At 72.1% G+C, this 20,810-nt stretch carries 20 protein-coding genes; 4 read left to right on the forward strand and 16 right to left on the reverse strand.

Annotated elements, in window-relative coordinates:
- Window positions 1-1,482: an amino acid permease gene (locus ACFVGW_RS21775; RefSeq protein WP_383225789.1), complete on the reverse strand. Its 1,482-nt coding sequence runs from the start codon at window positions 1,480-1,482 to the stop codon at window positions 1-3.
- Window positions 1,483-1,837: 355 nt separating this feature from the next.
- Between ACFVGW_RS21775 and ACFVGW_RS21780 the strand changes: the two genes are divergently transcribed.
- The gene (locus ACFVGW_RS21780; RefSeq protein ID WP_385853173.1) at window positions 1,838-2,842 is read left to right on the forward strand and encodes a GDSL-type esterase/lipase family protein; all 1,005 of its coding nucleotides are present in this window, start codon (window positions 1,838-1,840) and stop codon (window positions 2,840-2,842) included.
- Between the two features lie 98 nt (window positions 2,843-2,940).
- Here the strand turns inward: ACFVGW_RS21780 and ACFVGW_RS21785 are convergent, their stop codons facing one another.
- From ACFVGW_RS21785 to fmt, 7 genes are all read right to left on the reverse strand, one after another.
- The gene (locus ACFVGW_RS21785; protein ID WP_352186580.1) at window positions 2,941-4,383 is read right to left on the reverse strand and encodes a GuaB1 family IMP dehydrogenase-related protein; all 1,443 of its coding nucleotides are present in this window, start codon (window positions 4,381-4,383) and stop codon (window positions 2,941-2,943) included.
- Between the two features lie 105 nt (window positions 4,384-4,488).
- Window positions 4,489-4,809, reverse strand: coding sequence for a barstar family protein (locus ACFVGW_RS21790; protein ID WP_352186579.1), 321 nt, complete (start codon window positions 4,807-4,809; stop codon window positions 4,489-4,491).
- Entirely contained in the window at window positions 4,796-5,197 is a 402-nt protein-coding gene (locus ACFVGW_RS21795) for a ribonuclease domain-containing protein (protein ID WP_385853174.1), read from the reverse strand. The genes ACFVGW_RS21790 and ACFVGW_RS21795 overlap by 14 nt, the downstream gene beginning before the upstream one ends.
- A 125-nt stretch (window positions 5,198-5,322) precedes the next feature.
- The gene (locus ACFVGW_RS21800) at window positions 5,323-6,339 is read right to left on the reverse strand and encodes a sugar-binding domain-containing protein (RefSeq protein ID WP_352186625.1); all 1,017 of its coding nucleotides are present in this window, start codon (window positions 6,337-6,339) and stop codon (window positions 5,323-5,325) included.
- Between the two features lie 175 nt (window positions 6,340-6,514).
- Window positions 6,515-7,198 (reverse strand): ribulose-phosphate 3-epimerase, encoded by a 684-nt coding sequence (gene rpe, locus ACFVGW_RS21805; RefSeq protein ID WP_352186577.1) that lies wholly within the window; start codon window positions 7,196-7,198, stop codon window positions 6,515-6,517.
- 153 nt (window positions 7,199-7,351) lie between these two features.
- Window positions 7,352-8,773 carry an RsmB/NOP family class I SAM-dependent RNA methyltransferase gene (locus ACFVGW_RS21810; RefSeq protein WP_385853175.1) on the reverse strand — a complete coding sequence of 474 codons (1,422 nt, stop codon included), beginning with the start codon at window positions 8,771-8,773 and terminating at the stop codon, window positions 7,352-7,354.
- A gap of 139 nt (window positions 8,774-8,912) precedes the next feature.
- A complete protein-coding gene (gene fmt, locus ACFVGW_RS21815; RefSeq protein ID WP_383225778.1) occupies window positions 8,913-9,845 on the reverse strand; it encodes a methionyl-tRNA formyltransferase in 933 nt (310 codons plus the stop codon).
- Window positions 9,846-10,105: 260 nt separating this feature from the next.
- On the opposite strand from fmt, the gene ACFVGW_RS21820 reads away from it, so the two are divergent.
- The 3 genes from ACFVGW_RS21820 to ACFVGW_RS21830 all read left to right on the forward strand — a co-directional run bounded on the left by ACFVGW_RS21820 (window position 10,106) and on the right by ACFVGW_RS21830 (window position 12,071).
- Entirely contained in the window at window positions 10,106-10,627 is a 522-nt protein-coding gene (locus ACFVGW_RS21820) for a hypothetical protein (RefSeq protein ID WP_383225776.1), read from the forward strand.
- Window positions 10,628-10,753: 126 nt separating this feature from the next.
- Window positions 10,754-11,410, forward strand: a complete 657-nt coding sequence (locus ACFVGW_RS21825; RefSeq protein ID WP_385853176.1) for a class I SAM-dependent methyltransferase — start codon at window positions 10,754-10,756, stop codon at window positions 11,408-11,410.
- 190 nt (window positions 11,411-11,600) lie between these two features.
- Window positions 11,601-12,071: a hemerythrin domain-containing protein gene (locus tag ACFVGW_RS21830; protein WP_385853177.1), complete on the forward strand. Its 471-nt coding sequence runs from the start codon at window positions 11,601-11,603 to the stop codon at window positions 12,069-12,071.
- 120 nt (window positions 12,072-12,191) lie between these two features.
- Here ACFVGW_RS21830 and ACFVGW_RS21835 read toward each other — a convergent pair whose 3' ends face one another.
- The 8 genes from ACFVGW_RS21835 to ACFVGW_RS21870 form a co-directional block, all read right to left on the reverse strand.
- On the reverse strand, window positions 12,192-14,336 hold the full coding sequence (locus ACFVGW_RS21835; protein WP_383291277.1) for a primosomal protein N': 2,145 nt from the start codon (window positions 14,334-14,336) through the stop codon (window positions 12,192-12,194).
- A gap of 110 nt (window positions 14,337-14,446) precedes the next feature.
- A complete protein-coding gene (metK, locus tag ACFVGW_RS21840) occupies window positions 14,447-15,655 on the reverse strand; it encodes a methionine adenosyltransferase (protein WP_352186569.1) in 1,209 nt (402 codons plus the stop codon).
- A gap of 269 nt (window positions 15,656-15,924) precedes the next feature.
- Window positions 15,925-17,136, reverse strand: a complete 1,212-nt coding sequence (gene coaBC / locus ACFVGW_RS21845) for a bifunctional phosphopantothenoylcysteine decarboxylase/phosphopantothenate--cysteine ligase CoaBC (protein ID WP_385853178.1) — start codon at window positions 17,134-17,136, stop codon at window positions 15,925-15,927.
- Between the two features lie 132 nt (window positions 17,137-17,268).
- Window positions 17,269-17,541 carry a DNA-directed RNA polymerase subunit omega gene (gene rpoZ, locus ACFVGW_RS21850; RefSeq protein WP_005319902.1) on the reverse strand — a complete coding sequence of 91 codons (273 nt, stop codon included), beginning with the start codon at window positions 17,539-17,541 and terminating at the stop codon, window positions 17,269-17,271.
- A gap of 68 nt (window positions 17,542-17,609) precedes the next feature.
- Window positions 17,610-18,173: a guanylate kinase gene (gmk, locus tag ACFVGW_RS21855; RefSeq protein WP_352186567.1), complete on the reverse strand. Its 564-nt coding sequence runs from the start codon at window positions 18,171-18,173 to the stop codon at window positions 17,610-17,612.
- Between the two features lie 49 nt (window positions 18,174-18,222).
- Window positions 18,223-18,546, reverse strand: coding sequence for an integration host factor (locus tag ACFVGW_RS21860; protein ID WP_026246651.1), 324 nt, complete (start codon window positions 18,544-18,546; stop codon window positions 18,223-18,225).
- Window positions 18,547-18,820: 274 nt separating this feature from the next.
- A complete protein-coding gene (gene pyrF, locus ACFVGW_RS21865) occupies window positions 18,821-19,657 on the reverse strand; it encodes an orotidine-5'-phosphate decarboxylase (protein ID WP_352186566.1) in 837 nt (278 codons plus the stop codon).
- Window positions 19,654-20,766 carry a quinone-dependent dihydroorotate dehydrogenase gene (locus ACFVGW_RS21870; RefSeq protein WP_385853179.1) on the reverse strand — a complete coding sequence of 371 codons (1,113 nt, stop codon included), beginning with the start codon at window positions 20,764-20,766 and terminating at the stop codon, window positions 19,654-19,656. The genes pyrF and ACFVGW_RS21870 overlap by 4 nt, the downstream gene beginning before the upstream one ends.
- Window positions 20,767-20,810: the final 44 nt, after the last annotated feature.

Consider the following 20,810-nt stretch of genomic DNA (forward strand, 5'->3'; position numbering starts at 1 on the left):
TCACTTCTCTGCTTCGGTGGCCCCGGCGTCGGTGGCCAGACGGGAGCGGCGCATGCCGTACAGGAAGTAGAACACGAGGCCCGCGGCCATCCAGCAACCGAAGACCACCCAGGTGACCGAGTCCAGGCTGAACATGTTGTACACGCAGAAGCCGAAACCGAGGATCGGGAAGGTCCAGCCCAGCGGGACGCGGAAGGTGCGGTCCATCGTCGGGCGGGTGCGGCGCAGCACGATCACCGCGATGTTGACCAGGGCGAAGGCGAACAGGGTGCCGATGCTGGTCGCGTCGACGAGCTTGCCCAGCGGGATGACGGAGGCGAGGGCGCCGCAGAACAGCGAGACGATGACGGTGTTCACGCGCGGGGTGCCGGTCTTGCCGCTGACCTTGCCGAAGACCTTGGGCACGAGGCCGTCGCGGGACATCGCGAAGAGCACACGGGTCTGGCCGTAGAGGACGGTCAGGACGACGCTGGCGATGGAGATGACCGCACCGGCGGCGAGCAGGGTGCCCCAGAAGGCCTGGCCGCTGACGTCGTGCATGATCGCGGCGAGCGAGGCCTCGGAGCCCTCGAAGTCCTTCCAGTTCCACGCGCCGACGGCGACGGCGGCGACGAGGACGTAGAGGACGGTGACGATGAGCAGCGAGAGCATGATCGCGCGCGGCAGGTCGCGCTTCGGGTCCTTCGCCTCCTCACCGGCGGTGGAGGCGGCGTCGAAGCCGATGTACGAGAAGAAGAGGCTCGCACCGGCGGCGCTGACGCCGGCCATGCCGAGCGGCATGAAGTCGGCGTAGTTGCCGGACTTGAAGCCCATGAAGCCGATGGCGCAGAAGAGCACGAGCGCGGCGATCTTCACGAAGACCATGATGGTGTTCACGAGGGCCGACTCGCGGGCGCCGCCGAGCAGGAAGAGCATCGCCAGCAGGACGACGATCAGACCCGGCAGGTTGATGATGCCGCCCTCACCGGGGGCGGAGGAGAGCACGTCGGGGATGGTGACACCGATCGTGCCGTCGAGCAGCTCGTTGAGGTACTCGCCCCAGCCGACCGCCACGGCGGCGACGGAGACGCCGTACTCCAGGACCAGGCACCAGCCGCAGACCCACGCCACGAGTTCACCCATCGTTGCGTACGCATACGAGTAGGAGGAACCGGCGACCGGTATGGAGCCCGCCAGCTCGGCGTACGAGAGGGCGGAGAAGAGGGCCGTGAGACCGGCGATGACGAAGGCGATCGTGACCGCGGGGCCGGCCTTCGGCACGGCGTCGCCGAGGACGACGAAGATGCCGGTGCCGAGCGTGGCACCGATGCTGATCATGGTCAGCTGCCACATCGAGAGCGTGCGGCGGAGCGAGCCGCCCTCACCCTGGCCACCCTCGGCGACCAGGCGTTCTACCGGCTTGCGCCGGGTCAGGGCGGAGAGCCCGGAGGTCTTGGGGACGGTCGGCTCGGTGGCCGGTGAGGCTGTGCCTTGATCCAGCACTGCGGAGGCTCCTTGATCGCTGCCTGACGAAATGCGACGACCACGGCGGTGCGCGGGCATGCCGGACATGCCCGCGAGGGATGGGGGAACCGCCGAGCAGGCGGTCGCCGCCACTCCTGGTACGAGGCATGAGCCTAAGCCCCCGCCCTTCGCGCTCGTAATGCAGGGTTGTTGCGCACCCGCAGATGATCATTGCGCGCTTGGAGCCCAGGCGAGGAAACATTGCGCCCCCTCGCATGAATCGGCACATTGGGGCGATAAGCGGGGTGTGAAGCACACACCGCGTGCGCATTGACTCCTTGTGCTCGATGACCGACTCTGCGAGCCCGCTGCGTCACCTCGATCGGAGGCTTCGGTGGGTTGGCTGGATCCCACTCCCTACTTGCGCGGCACGGCCTGGCTGGACGGCGGCCGTGCGGTCCGCGCCGACCCCGCGGACCTCGCCCGGCTCCCCTGGGACACGGCCGAGCGGGCCGCGCTGCCCATCGGCGTACGGGTCGAGTTCGCGGCCGAGCCCGGCACCCGGGCGGTGGAGCTGCGCTATCGCGCCTCCGTTCCGGCCACGGGGGACGCCCTGCGGGCCCTGCGGCACTGCTTCGCGCTGTGGCGCGACGGCCGGTGCGTGGGCGAGAGCTTCACGGCCCCCGCCGAAGAGGCCACCATCACGCTCGAACTCCCGCCCGACGGGGGGACGTTCGCGATCCATCTGCCGGAGAGCCAGGCGCCGGTGGTGCTCGGGCTCCGGGCCTGCGACGGCTCCCTGTCCCCCGCCCCGCGGCGGCCACGCTGGCTCGTGCACGGCGACTCGATCACCGAGGGCTGGTGGTCGACACGCCCCGCCCACTCCTGGCCGGCGACGGCCGGGCGGACGCTCGGCCTGGACACGGTCAACCTCGGCTTCGCGGGCGGGGCGCGCGGCGAACTCCCTCTCGCCGAGCAGCTCGCGAGCCTCCCCGGCGAACTCGTCACGCTGGCCTTCGGCACCAACTGCTGGTCCAAGGCGCCCAGTTCGGCCGGCTGGCTCTACGAGACGGTACGGGCCTACGTGGGCCTGGTGCGCCGGGGCCACCCGGACGCCCCGCTGCTGATCCTCTCCCCCGTACTGCGCCCGGAGGCAGAGACCGCCCCCAACGCCCTGGGAGCCACCCTGGAGGACCTGCGCACTGCCATGGAGCACGCGGGGCGCGACCTGGCGGCGGAGGGCGACAGCCGGCTGTTCGTGCTCTCGGGCCGCCCCCTGCTCGACCCCGAGGACCTCGCCGACGGCCTGCACCCCAACGACCGCGGGCACGCCCGCATGGCGGCGGCGGTCGCGGACGCCCTGCGCCCCCACGTACCGAGTCCGAGCGCGACGGCATGACCCCGCGCGGGCGAGTGGACGGAAGCGGGCTGAGAACCGCCCACGGGTACGACGAAGGCCCCCGCGAGTCGCCTCGCGGGGGGCCTTCGTACGACGGACTAGTTCCAGCTGGCGTGCAGCGGCTTGCCCTCGGCGTAACCGGCGGCGCTCTGGATGCCGACGACGGCCTTCTCCTCGAACTCGGCCAGCGAGGCCGCGCCCGCGTAGGTGCAGGACGAGCGGACGCCCGCGATGATCGAGTCGATCAGGTCCTCGACGCCCGGGCGGGACGGGTCGAGGAACATCCGGGAGGTCGAGATGCCCTCCTCGAAGAGGCCCTTGCGGGCACGGTCGTAGGCCGACTCCTCGCTCGTGCGGTTCTGCACGGCACGCGCCGAGGCCATGCCGAAGGACTCCTTGTACGGACGCCCGTCGGCGGTGTGCTGGAGGTCGCCCGGGGACTCGTACGTCCCGGCGAACCACGAGCCGATCATGACGTTGGACGCACCGGCGGCGAGCGCCATGGCGACATCGCGCGGGTGCCGGACGCCACCGTCGGCCCAGACGTGCTTGCCGTACTTCTTCGCCTCGGCGGCGCACTCCAGGACGGCGGAGAACTGCGGCCGGCCGACACCGGTCATCATGCGCGTGGTGCACATGGCGCCGGGGCCCACGCCGACCTTGATGATGTCCGCGCCGGCCTCGATGAGGTCGCGCACGCCCTCGGCGGCGACGATGTTGCCGGCGACGATCGGGACCTGCGGGTCGAGGGCGCGCACGGCCTTGATCGCGGCGACCATCGACTCCTGGTGGCCGTGGGCCGTGTCGATGACGAGCGTGTCGACGCCCGCGTCGAGCAGCTGCTTGGCCTTGCCCACGAAGTCGCCGTTGATGCCGACGGCTGCCGCGATGCGCAGCTTGCCGTTCGCGTCGACGGCCGGGGTGTACAGGGTCGCGCGGAGCGCGCCCTTGCGGGTCAGGATGCCGGCCAGCCGGCCGTCCTTGTCCACGGCCGGGGCGTAGCGCCGGTTGGCGTGGTCGAGCGTGTTGAACGCGTCGCGCGGCTCGATGTCGGCGTCGAGGAGCAGCAGGTCCTTCGACATGACCTCGGAGAGCTGGGTGAAGCGGTCGACGCCGGACAGGTCCGCGTCGGTGACGACACCGACCGGACGGCGGTCCTCGTCGACGACGACGGCGGCGTCGTGCGACCGCTTGGGCAGCAGCGAGAGCGCGTCGGCGACGGTCTGGTGGGGCGCCAGGACGATGGGGGTGTCCAGGACGTGGTGGCGGCTCTTCACCCACGAGATGACGTCGGTGACGACCTCGATCGGAATGTCCTGGGGGATGACGACGAGGCCACCGCGGCGGGCGACGGTCTCGGCCATGCGGCGGCCGGCGATCGCGGTCATGTTGGCGACGACCAGCGGGATCGTCGTGCCGGTACCGTCCGGCGAGGCGAGGTCCACCGCCTGGCGGGAACCCACGGCCGAGCGGCTCGGCACCATGAAGACATCGTCGTACGTCAGGTCGTAGGGCGGCTTGACGTCATTGAGGAAACGCACGTGCTGACATCCCAGTCGTTCGGATCGGCCCCTAGGCATTTCAGCCAGGGGAAAAAGCACGTAGTTCATTGTCCCACGCCTGTACGAATACCAGGACCGGGCGTTTCATCCGAGGCTTGCGACATCGGTCTTGTCGTTTCCTCCAAGAGCGAGGAGGACGGTGAGGCCGGTGGGGCTGGTGTCGACGGCCGTGGCGAAGACGTCCTGGGCGGTCTCCCAGTCGCTCGGCCGGGCCTCCGCGTACGGCTTCCAGCCGGTGACGACGAGGGCCACCGGCTCGGGGAGGTCCGTCAGGGAGTCGGCGAGGGCGTCCCAGTTCCGGCCGAACCAGGCGGGAAGGCCGAGGGCGGTGGAGCAGCGGTCCATGAAACCGGCCTTGTCCACGATCCCGTTCAGGTCGAGGACGAGCGCGTCATCGAGCCTCATCGGTCACCACCTCACGGAAGGTCTCGTAGTGGTCGTCCGTGTAGTAGACCTCGCCGCCCCGCCCGGTGACGAGGCGCCGTGCGCCGCGGTCGCGTTCGCCGGGGGTGCGGACGGTGTACTCGCGGTAGTAGCCGCGCTCGTGGAGCGGCAGGATCCGCTCGAAGTCGGAGAAGGTCGCGCCGTCCTTCTCGTACGGGAAGGGCCCGCCCCGCTCGATGAGCTCCAGGGCCGCCCGCGCCTCGGCCGGCAGGTCGTCGGCCTGGACGGTCACGAGCCCGGAGGATCCGGTGGGGGCAGGGGCGCCGTCGCCGGCGGCGGTGGAACAGCCGACGAGTGCCGCGAGGCACAGCACGAGTGCGAGCAGCGCGCGGAGGATCCGGGGCAACATGCGCCGACGATACCGGCGTCAGGACCGCCGGTACGGGTCCCGCGCGGACGGCGACGGCCGCGGGTGCCGGAACTGTCCGGACCTCGGGCCGTCACGGCCCGCGGCCGCCCCTGGGGCCCGGGGCGTCAGACGCCGTCCGGGTCCTTCCGCTCCAGCGCGGGGCGCGAGCCGGGGGCGGATTCGGTGAGGAGGTAGTCGGCCGCGGCGCGGTCGGTGACGAGGCTGGTGACCAGCCCGGAACGGAGCACCGCCCCGATCGCCGCCGCCTTGCGCTGGCCGCCCGCGATCGCCACGACCTCGGGGATCCGGCGCAGCCGGTCCGCCTCGACCGTGATGCAGCGCTCGCCCAGGTCACGGCCCACCCGGCGCCCTTCGGTGTCGAAGAGGTGCGCGGACATCTCGGCGGCGACGCCCAGGGAGGCGTAGTGGGCGCGCTCCTCGTCCGTGAGCATGTCGTGCACCGTCGAGATGCCCGGCTCCCAGGAGCCGATGGACACACAGGCGACGGTGACCTTGTCGAAGTACTCGAAGGCCCGCGCGATGCCCGTCTGGTTGCGCAGCGCGGCCGCCGTGGCGGGATCGGGCAGCAGCATCGGCGCGTAGATGGGGTGCGCCTCGCCGCCGGAGACCTGGGCCGCACGCCGTACCGCCTCGACCGAGCCGCGCTCGGCGGTCCCGGCGTCGTACACGCCGGTGAGCTGGACGACGGTGCACGGGGGCAGTCTGTCGAGGGCGGCGGCCATGTGGATGGTCGAGCGGCCCCAGGCCAGGCCCAGGACGTCACCCTCGTTGACCAGCTCGCCGAGCAGGTCGGCCGCGACCTCGCCGAGGTTCTCCGGGTCGGGCGACTCGTCCTCGCCCTCCGCCGGGGACTCGACGACGACGGCGTGGCGGAGCCCGTACCGGGCGCGGAGCGCGTCCGAGCGCTCGGCGTCCAGCTCGGCCGGGACGCGGATCTCGATCCGTACGAGGTCGCGTTCGAGCGCGGTCTCCAGGACCCTGGCCACCTTGAAGCGGCTCACGCCGAACTCCTCGGCGATCTGGATCTTGGACTTGCCCTCGAGGTAGAAACGGCGCGCCATGGCCGCCGCCTGCACCAGCTCCGCGGGTCCCATCCGCAGGGCTGACCGTCCCGCCGAGATTCCCGCCACCGCGATCTCCTTAGCTCTGTTCACGTACCGCTGCCCACGTGCCGCGTCGTGCTGCTGTCGTCCTGCTGTCGTTCACACTCTGGACTCGCCGTTCATCCTGTCAGATCCGGCGGGTCCCGATCGGTCCTGTCGGTGCTCCGACGGACCGCGTTCATCTGCCGGAGGCTCAGTGGCCACACGCCCACGCCGCCGTGGCGGTCGCGGAGTCGGCCTTCGCGCGGAGGGAGCGGACGGCCTCGGCCGGGTCCTGGGCGCCGTAGACCGCCGACCCGGCGACGAAGACGTCGGCGCCGGCCTCGGCGCACCGCTCGATGGTGGATTCGGCCACCCCTCCGTCGACCTGCAGCCACAGCTCCAGTCCGTGCTTGGAGATGAGCTCACGGGTGCGACGGATCTTGGGCAGCATGATGTCGAGGAACGCCTGCCCGCCGAAGCCCGGCTCGACGGTCATGATCAGGAGCATGTCCAGCTCGGGGAGCAGGTCCTCGTACGGCTCGATGGGCGTGGCGGGCTTCAGCGCCATCGAGGCCCGCGCCCCCTTGGCGCGGATCTCGCGCGCCAGCCGCACGGGGGCGGCGGCCGCCTCGACATGGAAGGTGACGGACCCGGCGCCGGCCTCGACGTACTGCGGGGCCCAGCGGTCGGGGTCCTCGATCATGAGGTGGCAGTCCAGCGGGGTGTCCGTGGCTCGCGCGAGCGACTCGACGATCGGCACGCCGAGCGTCAGGTTGGGCACGAAGTGGTTGTCCATGACATCGACATGCAGCCAGTCGGCACCGTCGACGGCCCGTGCCTCATCGGCGAGGCGGGCGAAGTCTGCGGACAGGATGCTGGGGTTGATCTGCGCCATGAGCCAAGCCTGCCATGTTCTTGGGCACTTCTTTGCCGCTGAGCGGTTTCGAACCGGCATCCACACGGGTTCGGTGCGGATTCGACCCGGATTCGGACCTGATTCCGGATTCGCCCCCTGTCCACATGCCGGACGGGGGCGGATCCGCCTCCGTCAGGCCGTCCGCCGCAGGAGCGCGAGGTACATCGCGTCCGTGCCGTGGAGGTGCGGCCACAGCTGGACGTCCGGTCCCTCGCCGAGCGCGGGCACGCCGGGCATCAGGGGACGTACGTCGATCCACTCCGCCTCGACCGCCGGACCGCCGCGGCCCTTGAGGACGTCCTCGACGACCACACGGGTCTCGGCCAGGTGCGGGGAGCAGGTGGCGTACCCGACGACTCCCCCGACGCGAACCGCCGACAGCGCCTCGCGCAGCAGACCGCGCTGGAGCGGGGCGAAGCCGTCCAGGTCCTCCGGGCGGCGGCGCCAGCGGGCCTCGGGGCGGCGGCGCAGGGCGCCGAGACCCGAACACGGGACGTCCATCAGGACGCGGTCGAAGGAGCCGGGGCGCCACGGCGGGCGGGTGCCGTCGGCGGCGATGACCTGGTACGGGCCGGGGTTGCCGGCGAGCGCGCGCTCGACGAGACGGGCACGGTGCGGCTGCTTCTCCGAGGCGAGCAGGGCGGCGCCGCGTTCGGCGGCGAGGGCGCCCAGGAGGGCCGCCTTGCCACCGGGGCCCGCGCAGCCGTCGAGCCAGCGCTCGTCGCGGCCCTCCAGGGGCGCGTTGGCGAGCGCGATGGCGACGAGCTGGCTGCCCTCGTCCTGGACGCCCGCGCGCCCCTCCTTCACGGCCTCGATGGCTCCGGGCTCGCCGCCCTCGGCCAGCCGGACCGCGTACGGCGACCAGCGGCCGGGCAGCGTGTCCTCGCCGGTGAGCTCGTCGGTGGTGGCGCGGCCCGGGCGGGCGACGAGCGTGACCTCGGGGCGCTCGTTGTCGGCCTCCAGCAGGTCCTCGATGCCGGCCCTGCCGCCGCCGAGGGCGTCCCAGAGCGCGGAGACGACCCAGCGGGGGTGCGAGTGGACGACCGCGAGATGGTCCTCGGCGTCGTCCTCGTAGGGCGGTGCGACCTGCTCCACCCAGGTGTCGAGGTCCTGCTGCGAGATCTTCCGCAGAACGGCGTTCACGAACTTGGCCCGCCCGTCGCCGAGCACCACGCGCGCGAGCTCCACGCTGGCGGAGACGGCGGCGTGGGTCGGGATGCGCGTCCCGAGGAGCTGGTGGGCACCGAGCGACAGCACGTCGAGGACCGGCGGGTCGACCTCGCGGAGCGGCCGGTCGATGCAGGCGGAGACGATGGCGTCGTACGTCCCCTGGCGCCGCAGCGTGCCGTAGACCAGCTCGGTCGCGAGCGCGGCGTCGCGGCCGTCGAAGTCGCCCTTCTCCCGGGCCTTCTTCAGCAGCGGCGGCAGCACGAGATTCGCGTAGGCGTCCCGCTCGTCGACCGCCCTGAGCGCCTCGAAGGCCAGGATCCGCACGGGATCCTTCTTGGGACGGCGGTACGGCTTGGGGGGACGGCGACGTGCCTGCTCGCTCAAAGGTGCTCCGCGTGAGAAATGACGAGGTCGAACCCTCTCAGCCTACGTCGGAGGCCGCCGCCCGCGGAAAATACCCCGCGACGACCTCCACGTCCCCGACGGCGATCAGGCACGACACGAACCACGTCCCCACGCCGGGCTAGACGCCGACGCGCTCGCCCGGGGCGATGCGGACGCCGCGGGCCCAGTCGGCGGCCCTCATCGGCTTCTTGCCCTGCGGCTGGACCCAGAGCAGCTCGACGGCGTGCGAGCCCGTGCCCACGTACACGTTGTTCTTGCCCGCCGCGAGCTCGCCGGGCGCGAGCTCGCCACGGTCGGGCACCAGCGCCGCCTGGATCAGCTTGAGGCGCTCGCCGCGGAAGACGGTCCACGCGCCCGGGGCGGGCGTGCAGCCGCGCACGACGCGGTCCACGCGCAGCGCCGGGGTCTTCCAGTCCACATGCGCGTCCTCGACCTGGATCTTGGGCGCGAGGGTGATGCCGTCGGCCGGCTGCGGAACGGCCTTCAGGGTGCCGTCCTCGATGCCGTCCATCGTCGCGGAGAGAAGGCCCCCGCCCGCGAACGCGAGCCGGGTGAGGAGGTCACCGCTGGTGTCGGTGGGGCGGACGTCCTCGGTGATCACGCCGTAGACCGGACCGGAGTCGAGCCCCTCCTCGATCTGGAAGGTCGACGCGCCCGTCACCTCGTCGCCCGCCATGACGGCGTGCTGCACGGGCGCCGCACCGCGCCACGCGGGCAGCAGCGAGAAGTGCAGATTGACCCAGCCGTGGGCCGGGATGTCCAGCGCGACCTTGGGAAGCAGCGCGCCGTACGCGACGACCGGGCAGCAGTCCGGCGCGATCTCCCGCAGCCGCGCGAGGAACGCCTCGTCCCTGGGCCGTGCCGGCCTGAGGATCTCGATCCCGGCCTCCTCCGCCCGCTGGGCGACCGGGCTCGCCACCAGGCGCCGGCCGCGGCCGGCGGGGGCGTCGGGGCGGGTCACGACGGCGGCCACCTCGTGCCGGCCGGAGGCGAGCAGGGCATCCAGGGCGGGCACGGCGACCTCGGGGGTGCCTGCGAAGACCAGCTTCACTCGGAAAACCTCGCATCTCGGGGCGGTGGGGTACCTCCCTGCTCGAGCGCGGCCGAGAGCCTGGGGAGGGCAGCGCACCAGTCTAGAGGCCGTGGCGCGAGGGGGCGTACGTCACGACGAGCGCCCCGCGCATATGCGTGTACGCCCCCGATGCGTGACCCAACCCCGGGTAGCGCGTTGGTCAAGAGAGATTGACCGAAACGGGCCCGCCCCCTCGTCGTGGCCCGACCCTTTTCCACGCCGGTTCGAGAGGCTTTCACATGGCCGACCACGCAACCCACGACGCCCAAGCCCGGGCGAGTCTGCACCTGTTGGTGCGGGACATCGAGCGGGTCCGGCGCCAGGTCGACGCACTGCGCACGCTCACGGCCCAGTTGGGCAACGTCTACCGTCCGCGCCGCTCCGGTCCGTCGACCGGCTTCGTCGTCTACGGCCGGGCGCCCGCGCCGACCGTACGGCTCGCGCAGGAGCTGCGGGACAGCGTCGAGACGCTGGTGACAGCGGCGGTCGACTTCGACCGCTCGCTCGGGTTCTCGTGGGACGCGGTGGGCTCGGCGCTCGGAGTCACGAAGCAGGCGGTCCACCGCCGGTACGGTGCGCGGCGCGCGCCGCAGCCGGGTGTCGTGGTGGAGCAGGAGCGCGCCCCGGAGCCGGTGGCGACGCGGCCGCTCCCGGCGGTGCCGCCGGCCCGCACGATGCCGCCGCAGCCGGCGACGGCGCCGCCGTCGCCCCTCCGCGAGGACCCTCGCCCCCCGGCCTTCCCGGGCCCCCGCAACGGCTGACACCCGCCGCCGTCCGCCCCGTCGCCGCCTCGGCCCACCGTGCCGGGGCGGCGGGGTCGCGCCGATCGGCCGGCCTCTGTCCCGCAACAGGGTGTGCCGACCGCCCGGCCCTGGTGAACTGGGCGGATGAAGATCCTTCCCACCGGTGTCCTGCGAGCTCTTGACCGGTTCAACGCCGCCTACCCGTGGGATCACAACGCCCATCACCACCGCTGGATCCTCCGGCAGCTTCCGACACGCTTCGAGCGCGCCCTGGACGTCGGTTCCGGCAGCGGTGACCTGGCACGGCTCCTGGCCGAGCGGGCCGCCGTCGTGCAGGGCGTCGATTCCGATCCGGTGATCACCGCCCGGGCCCGGGAGCTGACCCCCACGGACCTGCCCGTGACGTTCACCGTCACGGACGCGACGTCCGGGTTCCCCGCCGGCCCCTACGACGTCATCACGTGCGTCGCGACGATCCATCACCTGCCGTACGCCCAGGCGCTCACCTGCTTCCGCCGCCATCTGGCACCGGGAGGGACCCTGGTGGTCGTCGGCCTGTCGCGCGCCCGGACCCCGGTCGACCATCTGCTCGGCGCGCTGGCCGTTCCGGCCAACGCGGCCATGGGCTGGCTCAAGAACAAGGGCCGCCCCTCGCGCCGGCCCGTCTCGATGACGGCTCCCACCCGCCCGGCGGACATGACCTTCGGCGAGATCGTGCGTGAGACCAGGGCTGTCCTCCCCGGCGCACGACTGCGGCGACGACTCTTCTGGCGCTACACGCTCGTATGGAGACTGGCCTGATCGACGACCTCCGTCACCGACGCCGACGAGGGCGAGGGCGACTTGGGCGCCGGGGACGACGGGGCGTCAGGTCATGCGCAGGCGTTGTAGTGTGTGGGCAGCGTCGCGTGCCGGTGGCAGACCGTGTCAGGCATGGAGGCGCCGAACCGAAGGAGATCGACGATGCGCTCGTCGCACCCTTCGTTCTCGCGTGACTGAGCGCGAGACGACCAGGCTCGTCGCCTGGAGCCAAGAACTTCGCCGGGTACACGGCCAACTGAGGGAAGCGCTGGCCCTGACCCGCGCCTCCCTTGCCGACGGCACCCCCGGTGAAGCGGCCACCCGTGAACTCCTGCTGTACTGCCATGGGTTCTGTACGGCACTCGACGGCCACCATCAGGGCGAGGACCGCACGCTGTTCCCGGCCATCGCAGCTGTCCATCCGGAACTCCGGCCGGTGCTGCGCTCGCTCCAGCAGGATCACTCGATGATCGCCCACCTGATCGGCGGCCTCCAGGCCGCGGTCGACAGGGCGGCGCCGCCCGAGGAGCTCGACCACCACCTCGAAGGCATCGCGGCGATCATGGAGAACCACTTCCGCTACGAGGAACGGCAACTGCTCACCGTGCTCGAAACCCTGGAGCTCGCGGCCGAACCCGGGGAGGTGCTGGGCCCGTTGTGACCGCACACGCCCCACACGGCTGACCTGCCGGCTCGACCGATGGGCCGGACCGACGGGCGCCGCACCGACGGGCCGGACTCGTGGGGCCGGGCGGCGCCCGCCGTCCGGCCCCACGACCCGTCAGCCGATGTCCGGTGGATCCACCCGCACCCGCACGGCCTCCCCGCCGCCCCGCGCCAGCCGCGCCGCCTGGGCCTTCTTCAACGCCGCCGCGAGCGCCGCTCCGTTGCCCGGGGGGACGCGGACGAGTGCGCGCTCCCACTGCTCGCCCGGCGGGGTGTCCCCCGGCCGCCGAGGGCCCCCGGGCCGCACGACGGGCAGCGGCACCGGTCCCAACACCTCCGCGTCGCCGGGCAGTCCGGCCGCCGACAGGAACGCCATGACCGCCTCGGGCGGGCCGGAGACCGCCGCCATCCGGGACACCGGCGGAAAGCCCAGCTCCGCCCGCTCGGCCAGCTCGCGCTGGGCATGGCCCACGGGGTCCCACCGCACCAGCGCCTGCACCGGCCGCAGTGTGGGCTCCGCGACCACCACCACCGTGCCGCCCTCGCCCTGCCCCCGTACCAGCGAGGCGGCGTCGATCCAGCGGCGCAGCGCCTCCTCGCCCGCCCGCAGGTCGGGGCGGCCGAGCATCGCCCAGCCGTCGAGGAGCAGCGCCGCCGCGTAGCCGCCCTCGGCGACCGGCTCCGCGCCCGGGGTGGACACCACGAGCGCGGGCCGTCCGGGCACGGTGTCCAGGACGTGGTCCCGGCCCGACGTCCGTACCGGTACCGCCGGGAACGCCCGGCCCAGCTCCTCCGCCGTCCGCCGCGCGCCCACGATCTGGGCCCGCAGCCGCGTCGCTCCGCACTCCACGCAGTGCCAGTCGGGCGCGCCACGCCCGCACCAGCCGCACCGCAGTTCCTGCTGTTCGGGGGCCTCCAGGGGCCCGGCGCAGTGCCGGCAGCGGGCGGGCGTCCGGCAGCGCTCGCACGCCAGCCTCGGTACGTAGCCCCGCCGCGGGACCTGGACCAGCACGGGGCCGGTCTTCAGTCCCTCCCGTACGGTCTCCCAGGCCAACGACGGCAGCCGCGCGGCGCGCGCCGCCTCGTCGCGGGCGAGCAGCTCGTCGCCTACGGTGCGGACGAGCGGGGCGGCGACGCGCACCTGGTCGCGGCCGGCGACGACGGGCGCGGCCCAGCCGGACTCCACGAGCTGTGCGGCCTCGACGGTGCAGCTGGTCGAGCCGAGCAGAAAGGCGCACTTGTCGTGGGCGGCGCGCAGCAGCAGGACGTCGCGCGCGTGGGGCTGGGGGGCGTGCGGCTCGCTGTGGCTGCCGTCGCCGTCGTCCCAGATGGCGACGAGCCCGAGGTCGCGGACGGGCGCGAACATCGCGGCGCGCGTACCGACGACCGCCCGCACGGCCCCTCGCCGTACGGCCAGCCACTGGGCGTACCGCTTCTCCGGCCCGGTCTCCGCCGTGAGCAGCGCGTGCCGCCCGGGCCCCAGGAGGGCCGCGAGCGCCGCGTCCACGCGCGCGGCGGCCCGTCCGTCGGGCACGACGACCAGCGCGCCGCGCCCGGAGGCGAGCGTGGCGCCCACGGCCCGGGCCAGCTCCTCGGCCCAGTACGGCCCCGGCAGCGCGTTCCACACGGCGCGCGGGGCGCCCCCGCGGGCCAGGGCGTCCAGGAACGCCGGACCGCGCTCGTACCGCCCCCAGCTGCCCGCCTCGGGCGCGGCGGGCGGGGGCAGCGGCTCGGGGGACGCCTTTCCCTCGGCTCGCGCGCTGCGGGGCGGAATCGCGAGCTGGAGCACGTCGGCCAGGCTCCCCGCGTACCGGTCGGCGACGGCCCGCGCGAGCCCCAGGAGCTCGGCGCTCAGCACCGGCTCGGGCGACACGACGTCGGCGAGCGCGGCCAGCGCGCCCTTGTAGTCCGACTCGGCGCGCCGCTCGACGAGGAACCCGTCGATCAGCCGCCCGCCCTCGCGCCGACCGTCCCTGACCTGATGCGCCCCGGCCCCGAACCGCACCCGCACCCGCACCCCGGGCTGCGCGACGGCGTCCAGCTCCTCGGGTACGGCGTAGTCGAAGAACTGGTCGAGATGGAGCACCCCCTTGTTCACCACCACCCGCGCGACGGGCAGCTCCTTGGCCAGCGCGGCCCCCCGCCACGTCCGCGGCTTGGCCCGCGGCACCTTCGCCTTCCGCACGGACTCCCGAATGAGCGCGAGCTGCTCGTGCGACTCACCGGCCGCACCCTCGGGCGTCTCGTTCTCGCTGCTCACAGCCCCATACCTACCAGACCGCACCGACAGCCGGGGCGGGCCGGACGCGAGGAAGCCCGGCTCCCCCAAGGGGGAGCCGGGCTTCTTCCGTCGTCCGTGGCGGGCGCGGGTTACAGGCCCGCGGCCTTCTTCAGGGCGTCCACGCGGTCCGTGCGCTCCCAGGTGAAGTCGGGGAGCTCGCGGCCGAAGTGGCCGTACGCCGCGGTCTGGGCGTAGATCGGGCGGAGCAGGTCGAGGTCGCGGATGATCGCGGCCGGGCGGAGGTCGAAGACCTCACCGATGGCGTTCTCGATCTTCTCGGTGTCGATCGTGTTCGTGCCGAAGGTCTCGACGAAGAGACCGACGGGCTCCGCCTTGCCGATCGCGTACGCGACCTGGACCTCGCAGCGCGAGGCGAGGCCCGCGGCCACGACGTTCTTGGCGACCCAGCGCATGGCGTAGGCGGCCGAGCGGTCGACCTTGGACGGGTCCTTGCCGGAGAAGGCACCGCCGCCGTGGCGGGCCATGCCGCCGTACGTGTCGATGATGATCTTACGGCCGGTGAGGCCGGCGTCGCCCATCGGGCCGCCGATCTCGAAGCGGCCGGTCGGGTTGACCAGGAGGCGGTAGCCGTCGACGTCCAGCTTGATGCCGTCCTCGACGAGCTGCTTCAGGACGTGCTCGACGACGAACTCACGGATGTCGGGCGCGAGCAGCGACTCGAGGTCGATGTCCGAGGCGTGCTGCGAGGAGACCACGACCGTGTCGAGGCGGACGGCCTTGTCGCCGTCGTACTCGATGGTGACCTGGGTCTTGCCGTCGGGGCGCAGGTACGGGATCGTCCCGTTCTTGCGGACCTCGGTCAGGCGGCGGGAGAGCCGGTGCGCGAGGTAGATCGGGAGCGGCATCAGCTCCGGGGTCTCGTCCGACGCGTAGCCGAACATCAGGCCCTGGTCGCCGGCGCCCTGCTTGTCCAGCTCGTCCTCGTCACCCTCGACGCGCTTCTCGTACGCCGTGTCGACGCCCTGCGCGATGTCCGGGGACTGCGACCCGATGGAGACCGAGACGCCGCAGGACGCGCCGTCGAAGCCCTTCTTCGAGGAGTCGTACCCGATCTCGAGGATCTTGTTCCGAACGAGGGTGGGGATGTCGGCCCACGCCTTCGTGGTGACCTCACCGGCGACGTGCACGAGGCCGGTGGTGATCAGCGTCTCGACGGCGACGCGGGACGTGGGGTCCTCGCGGAGGAGCGCGTCGAGGATGGTGTCGCTGATCTGGTCAGCGATCTTGTCGGGGTGACCTTCGGTCACGGACTCCGAAGTGAACAGACGACGGGACACAATGCTCCCTGGGGTTGCAGCGGCTGCTGGCTGAACAATGTCGGACGGCAGGGGGCTGCGCCCCGCGTCGTACCAAGAACAGTCTATCGGGCGTCATCAGGCATTGGGCCAGGTGTCTCGGAAGATGGGAGCGTCGCGCTCGCCGGTTCCGGTCCGGCCCGCGCCTCCCTCACCGGCTCGGATCGCCCGCTTGGACCGGTTTCCCGGGGAATTCGCTCGGCCGGGACGGTGAAATCCGGCCGCCGCGAGTGAGATTTCCCCGAATTCTCTCAGGGAAGGGACCGCAGGCGGGGCGCGACCAGGTCCCAGACCTTCTCGGCGAGCGCCTCCTTCGGCCCGTACGGCACGGGCGTGTCGGATCCGTCGGAGGCGAGGATCACGGCCTCGTTCTCCTCGGAGCCGAAGGTCTTGCGCTCCCCCACCTCGTTGACCACGAGCAGGTCGCAGCCCTTGCGGCGGAGCTTCTCGCGCCCGTTGGCCAGGACGTCGTCCGTCTCGGCCGCGAAGCCGACGATCACCTGGTCCGGCAGGGCACGGTCGGCGGAGATCTCGGCGAGGATGTCGGGGTTGCGGACGAGCTCGACGACCGGCGCCTCGACGTCGTCCCGCTTCTTGATCTTGCCGGGGGCGTAGACGGCCGGGCGGAAGTCGGCGACGGCGGCGGCCATGACCACGGCGTCGGCGTCGGCCGTGGCCTTGAGGACGGCCTCGCGCAGCTGGACCGCGGTGCCGACGTGGACGACGTCGACCCCGGCCGGGTCGGGGATGCCGGTGTTGGCCTCGACGAGCGTGACCCGGGCGCCCCGGGCGGCGGCGGCCCTGGCCAGGGCGTAGCCCTGCTTGCCGGAGGAACGGTTGCCCAGGTAGCGGACCGGGTCCAGGGGCTCGCGGGTGCCGCCCGCGCTGACCACGACGTGACGGCCGGCGAGGTCGGGGGCGGCCGTGCCGCGCGCGAGGATCCGCCGGCAGACCTCGAAGATCTCGCCGGGGTCCGGCAGCCGGCCCTTTCCGGTGTCGACGCCGGTGAGACGGCCGACCGCGGGCTCGATGACGACGGCGCCGCGCCGGCGGAGCGTGGCCACGTTCTCCTGGGTGGCGGGGTGCTCCCACATCTCGGTGTGCATCGCGGGGGCGAAGACGACCGGACAGCGGGCGGTGAGCAGCGTGTTCGTCAGGAGGTCGTCGGCGAGGCCGTGGGCGGCCTTGGCGAGCATGTCGGCGGTGGCGGGGGCCACGACGACGAGGTCGGCGGCCTGCCCGATCCGTACGTGCGGGACCTCGTGGACGGACTCCCACACCTCGGTGGAGACGGGGTTGCCGGAGAGGGCGGACCAGGTGGCCGCGCCGACGAAGTTCAGGGCGGAGTCGGTCGGCACGACACGGACGTCGTGACCCGACTCGGTCAGCCGCCGGAGCAGCTCACAGGCCTTGTACGCGGCGATGCCGCCGCTGACGCCCAGAACGACCTTCGGCTTCGTCACCACTGCCACTCCCCGCACTCGGACTGCGTACCTCGGATGCGTACGACTCCATGCGTACGACTCCATGAGACACCACAGGCCCGGCGGATGGTCCGCCGGGCCTGGGGTGACGAACGCGACGTTCGTACGTGCTTACTGCGCCGGGCCCTCGATGGCCTCGGAGGTCAGCAGACCCGCGTTGATCTCGCGCAGGGCGATCGAGAGCGGCTTCTCGTGGACGTGGGTGTCGACGAGCGGACCGACGTACTCGAGCAGGCCCTCGCCGAGCTGCGAGTAGTACGCGTTGATCTGACGAGCGCGCTTGGCCGCGTAGATCACGAGGCTGTACTTCGAGTCGGTGGCCTCGAGCAGCTCGTCGATCGGCGGGTTGATGATGCCCTCGGGCGCGGTGATGGAAGAGGACACGCTCTAGCCTTCCGAAGAAACTTCTGTGAGCTGATCGGGATGATCAGATCCAGGTGATCAGAAAAAGATCAAACAACGTTCATCAAGGCTAGCAGCTCGCGCGCCACGTCCTCGACGGAGGTGTTGACCAGGGTGGTGTCGAACTCCGGCTCGGCGGCCAGTTCGATCTTCGCGGCCTCCAGCCGGCGCTCGATGACCTCGGGCGACTCGGTGCCGCGGCCGGTGAGCCGGCGGACCAGCTCGTCCCAGCTCGGCGGGGCGAGGAAGACCAGCTGCGAGTCCGTCATGGACTCCTTGACCTGCCGGGCGCCCTGGAGGTCGATCTCCAGGAGCACCGGCTCGCCGGCCTCCAGGCGCTCCAGCACCGCCTGGCGCGGCGTGCCGTAGCGGTTGCCCGCGAACTCGGCCCATTCGAGGAGTTCCCCGTTGGCGACCAGCTTGTCGAATTCGTCGTCCGTGACGAAGAAGTACTGGACGCCGTGCTTCTCGCCGGGGCGGGGCTTTCGTGTCGTGGCCGACACCGAGAGCCAGACCTCGGGGTGGACCTTGCGCATATGAGCGACGACCGTGCTCTTACCCACCCCGGAGGGGCCGGAGAGCACGGTCAGCCGCGGACGTACCTCTGCTGCCATGCAGCGATTATTCCAGCTTTACGGGGGTGCCTGGGACGGCAGTCCCGTCTCAGGCGCCGGTGCTGCCGAACTCGCGCTCCAGGGAGGCGATCTGGTTGGAACCGAGCCCGCGGACACGGCGGCTCTCGGAGATCCCGAGTCGCTCCATGATCTGCTTGGCGCGGACCTTGCCCACGCCGGGGAGGGACTCGAGCAGAGCGGAGACCTTCATCTTGCCGATGACGTCGTTCTCCTGGCCCTGCTTGATGACCTCGTGGAGGGAGGCGCCGGAGTGCTTGAGTCGATTCTTGACCTCGGCCCGCTCCCGGCGAGCCGCGGCGGCCTTTTCGAGCGCGGCTGCGCGCTGTTCAGGGGTAAGGGGCGGAAGAGCCACGCCTACGTCACCTCGGATGTCGAACTGTCGGATACGGACCGGTGAGGAACCTGATCGCCCCACACCAGTGGAGCAGCGACCAACGCATGTGACGTTGAACGCCGACTCTGCCCCGGAGACTAGCGGCCAATGTCTCTCCAGTCAGCGAGAACAAGCGAAAAGTCCTGGTCAGCATCGACCGACCAGGACTTTTCCGGCATAACAACCGGGTTTTGCGTAAGGATCTTGTCAAGGAGTGAGACGGCCCTCACCTGCGGATTGGTCCGAAGGACGCTCAGCCGGCGACGGCCTCGCGGATTTCGGTCGCGTAGCGCTCCGCCGAGGCGCGCAGCGCGGAGGCGTCCGGACCGTGCTTGAGGACGCCGCGGCTGACGTTGGGGACCACGTTGCGGACGGCCGCGCCGAAGACCGCGGGGAGGTCCGCAGGGGTCGCGCCCTGGGCACCGAGGCCGGGGGCCAGGAGCGGGCCGTTGATGTCCAGGTCGAACGAGGACAGGTCGCCGAGCGTCGCGCCGACGACCGCGCCGAAGGAGCCCATGGGGGTCTCCCCCGCGTTCTCCTCGGCGAGGTGGGCCAGCATCGTGGCGCCGATGGTGCGCCCGTCCTCGCGGACCGCCCGCTGGACCTCGGCGCCCTCCGGGTTGGAGGTGAGGGCCAGGACGAAGAGGCCGGCACCGGACTCCCGCGCCAGGTCGACGGCCGGCTTCAGCGAGCCGTAGCCGAGGTACGGCGAGACCGTGAGCGCGTCCGAGAAGAGCGGGGAGTCCTTCCGGAGGAAGGCCTCGGCGTACGCGGCCATGGTGGAGCCGATGTCGCCGCGCTTGGCGTCCATGACGACCAGGCCGCCCGCGGCCCGCAGATCGGCCACGGCGCGCTCCAGGACGGCGACGCCCCGCGAGCCGAAGCGCTCGAAGAACGCGGCCTGCGGCTTGAAGACGGCGACGGTCTCGGCGAGCGCCTCGACGACCGTGAAGGTGAACCGCTCCAGGCCCGCGATGTCGTCGGTCAGGCCCCAGGAGTCCAGGAGAGCCGCGTGCGGGTCGATGCCGACGCAGAGCGGGCCGCGCTCGTCCATGGCGGAGCGAAGGCGGGTGCCGAAGGAGAGAGTCACGTGGTTGCGGCCTTTCGGTTGTCGGCGCCGACGGCTTCGGCGAGGGTGGCGTACGGGGAGGCGGCGAGGCGCGCGGCGAGGCCCTTGTGGATCGCGCGGGAGTAGAACGGCCCCTCGTAGATGAAGGCGCTGTAGCCCTGGATCAGGGTGGCGCCGGCCAGGATGCGCTGCCAGGCGTCCTCGGCGCTCTCGATGCCGCCGACGCCCACGAGGACCAGCCGGTCGCCCACGCGCGCGTGGAGGCGCCTGAGGACCGCGAGGGAGCGCTCCTTGACCGGGGCGCCGGAGAGCCCGCCGGTCTCCTTGACCAGGGCCGGGTCGGACTTCAGGCCGAGACCTTCGCGGGCGATGGTGGTGTTGGTGGCGATGATGCCGTCGAGACCGAGCTCCAGGGCGAGGTCGGCGACGGCGTCGACGTCCTCGTCGGCCAGGTCGGGGGCGATCTTGACCAGGAGCGGGACGCGGCGGTCGGTGACCGTGCGGTCGGCCGCCTCGCGTACGGCGGTGAGCAGCGGGCGCAGGGACTCGGTGGCCTGGAGGTTGCGCAGCCCCGGGGTGTTCGGGGAGGAGACGTTGACGACCAGGTAGTCGGCGTACCGGGCGAGGCGCTCGGTGGACTTCACGTAGTCGGCGGCGGCCTCGGCCTCGGGGACGACCTTGGTCTTGCCGATGTTGACGCCCACGACGGTCCTGAAGACCGCCGCGCGCGCGTGGAGGCGTTCGGCGACGGCGGCGGAGCCCTCGTTGTTGAAGCCCATGCGGTTGATGAGCGCGCGGTCCGGGACCAGCCGGAAGAGCCGCTTCCTGGGGTTGCCGGGCTGGGCCTCGCCGGTGACGGTGCCGATCTCGACGTGGTCGAAGCCGAGCATCGACATGCCGTCGATGGCGACGGCGTTCTTGTCGAAGCCGGCGGCGAGACCGAAGGGGCCGTGCATGCGCAGGCCGAGGGCCTCGGTGCGCAGTTCCTTGTACCGGGGCGCGAGCACGGCGGCCACGAAGGTGCGGAGCACCGGGACGCGGGCGGTCAGGCGGATCCAGCGGAAGGCCAGGTGGTGGGCCTGCTCCGGGTCCATCCGCTTGAAGACGAGGTCGAAGAAGAACTTGTACATGTGGGGTGTCCTCAGCAAGAGGGGGACACCGTTTCCGGTGTCCC

The organism is Streptomyces sp. NPDC127129 (genome assembly GCF_042671585.1).
Classification (GTDB): domain Bacteria; phylum Actinomycetota; class Actinomycetes; order Streptomycetales; family Streptomycetaceae; genus Streptomyces.

Coding starts and splice junctions, on each gene's coding strand:
- gmk (WP_352186567.1), bottom strand. CDS start 18,173: ATGGCAGCAGAGGTACGTCCGCGGCTGACCGTGCTCTCCGGCCCCTCC.
- ACFVGW_RS21870 (WP_385853179.1), bottom strand. CDS start 20,766: ATGTACAAGTTCTTCTTCGACCTCGTCTTCAAGCGGATGGACCCGGAG.
- rpe (WP_352186577.1), bottom strand. CDS start 7,198: ATGGCGCAGATCAACCCCAGCATCCTGTCCGCAGACTTCGCCCGCCTC.
- ACFVGW_RS21790 (WP_352186579.1), bottom strand. CDS start 4,809: ATGAGGCTCGATGACGCGCTCGTCCTCGACCTGAACGGGATCGTGGAC.
- ACFVGW_RS21820 (WP_383225776.1), top strand. CDS start 10,106: ATGGCCGACCACGCAACCCACGACGCCCAAGCCCGGGCGAGTCTGCAC.
- ACFVGW_RS21825 (WP_385853176.1), top strand. CDS start 10,754: ATGAAGATCCTTCCCACCGGTGTCCTGCGAGCTCTTGACCGGTTCAAC.
- ACFVGW_RS21795 (WP_385853174.1), bottom strand. CDS start 5,197: ATGTTGCCCCGGATCCTCCGCGCGCTGCTCGCACTCGTGCTGTGCCTC.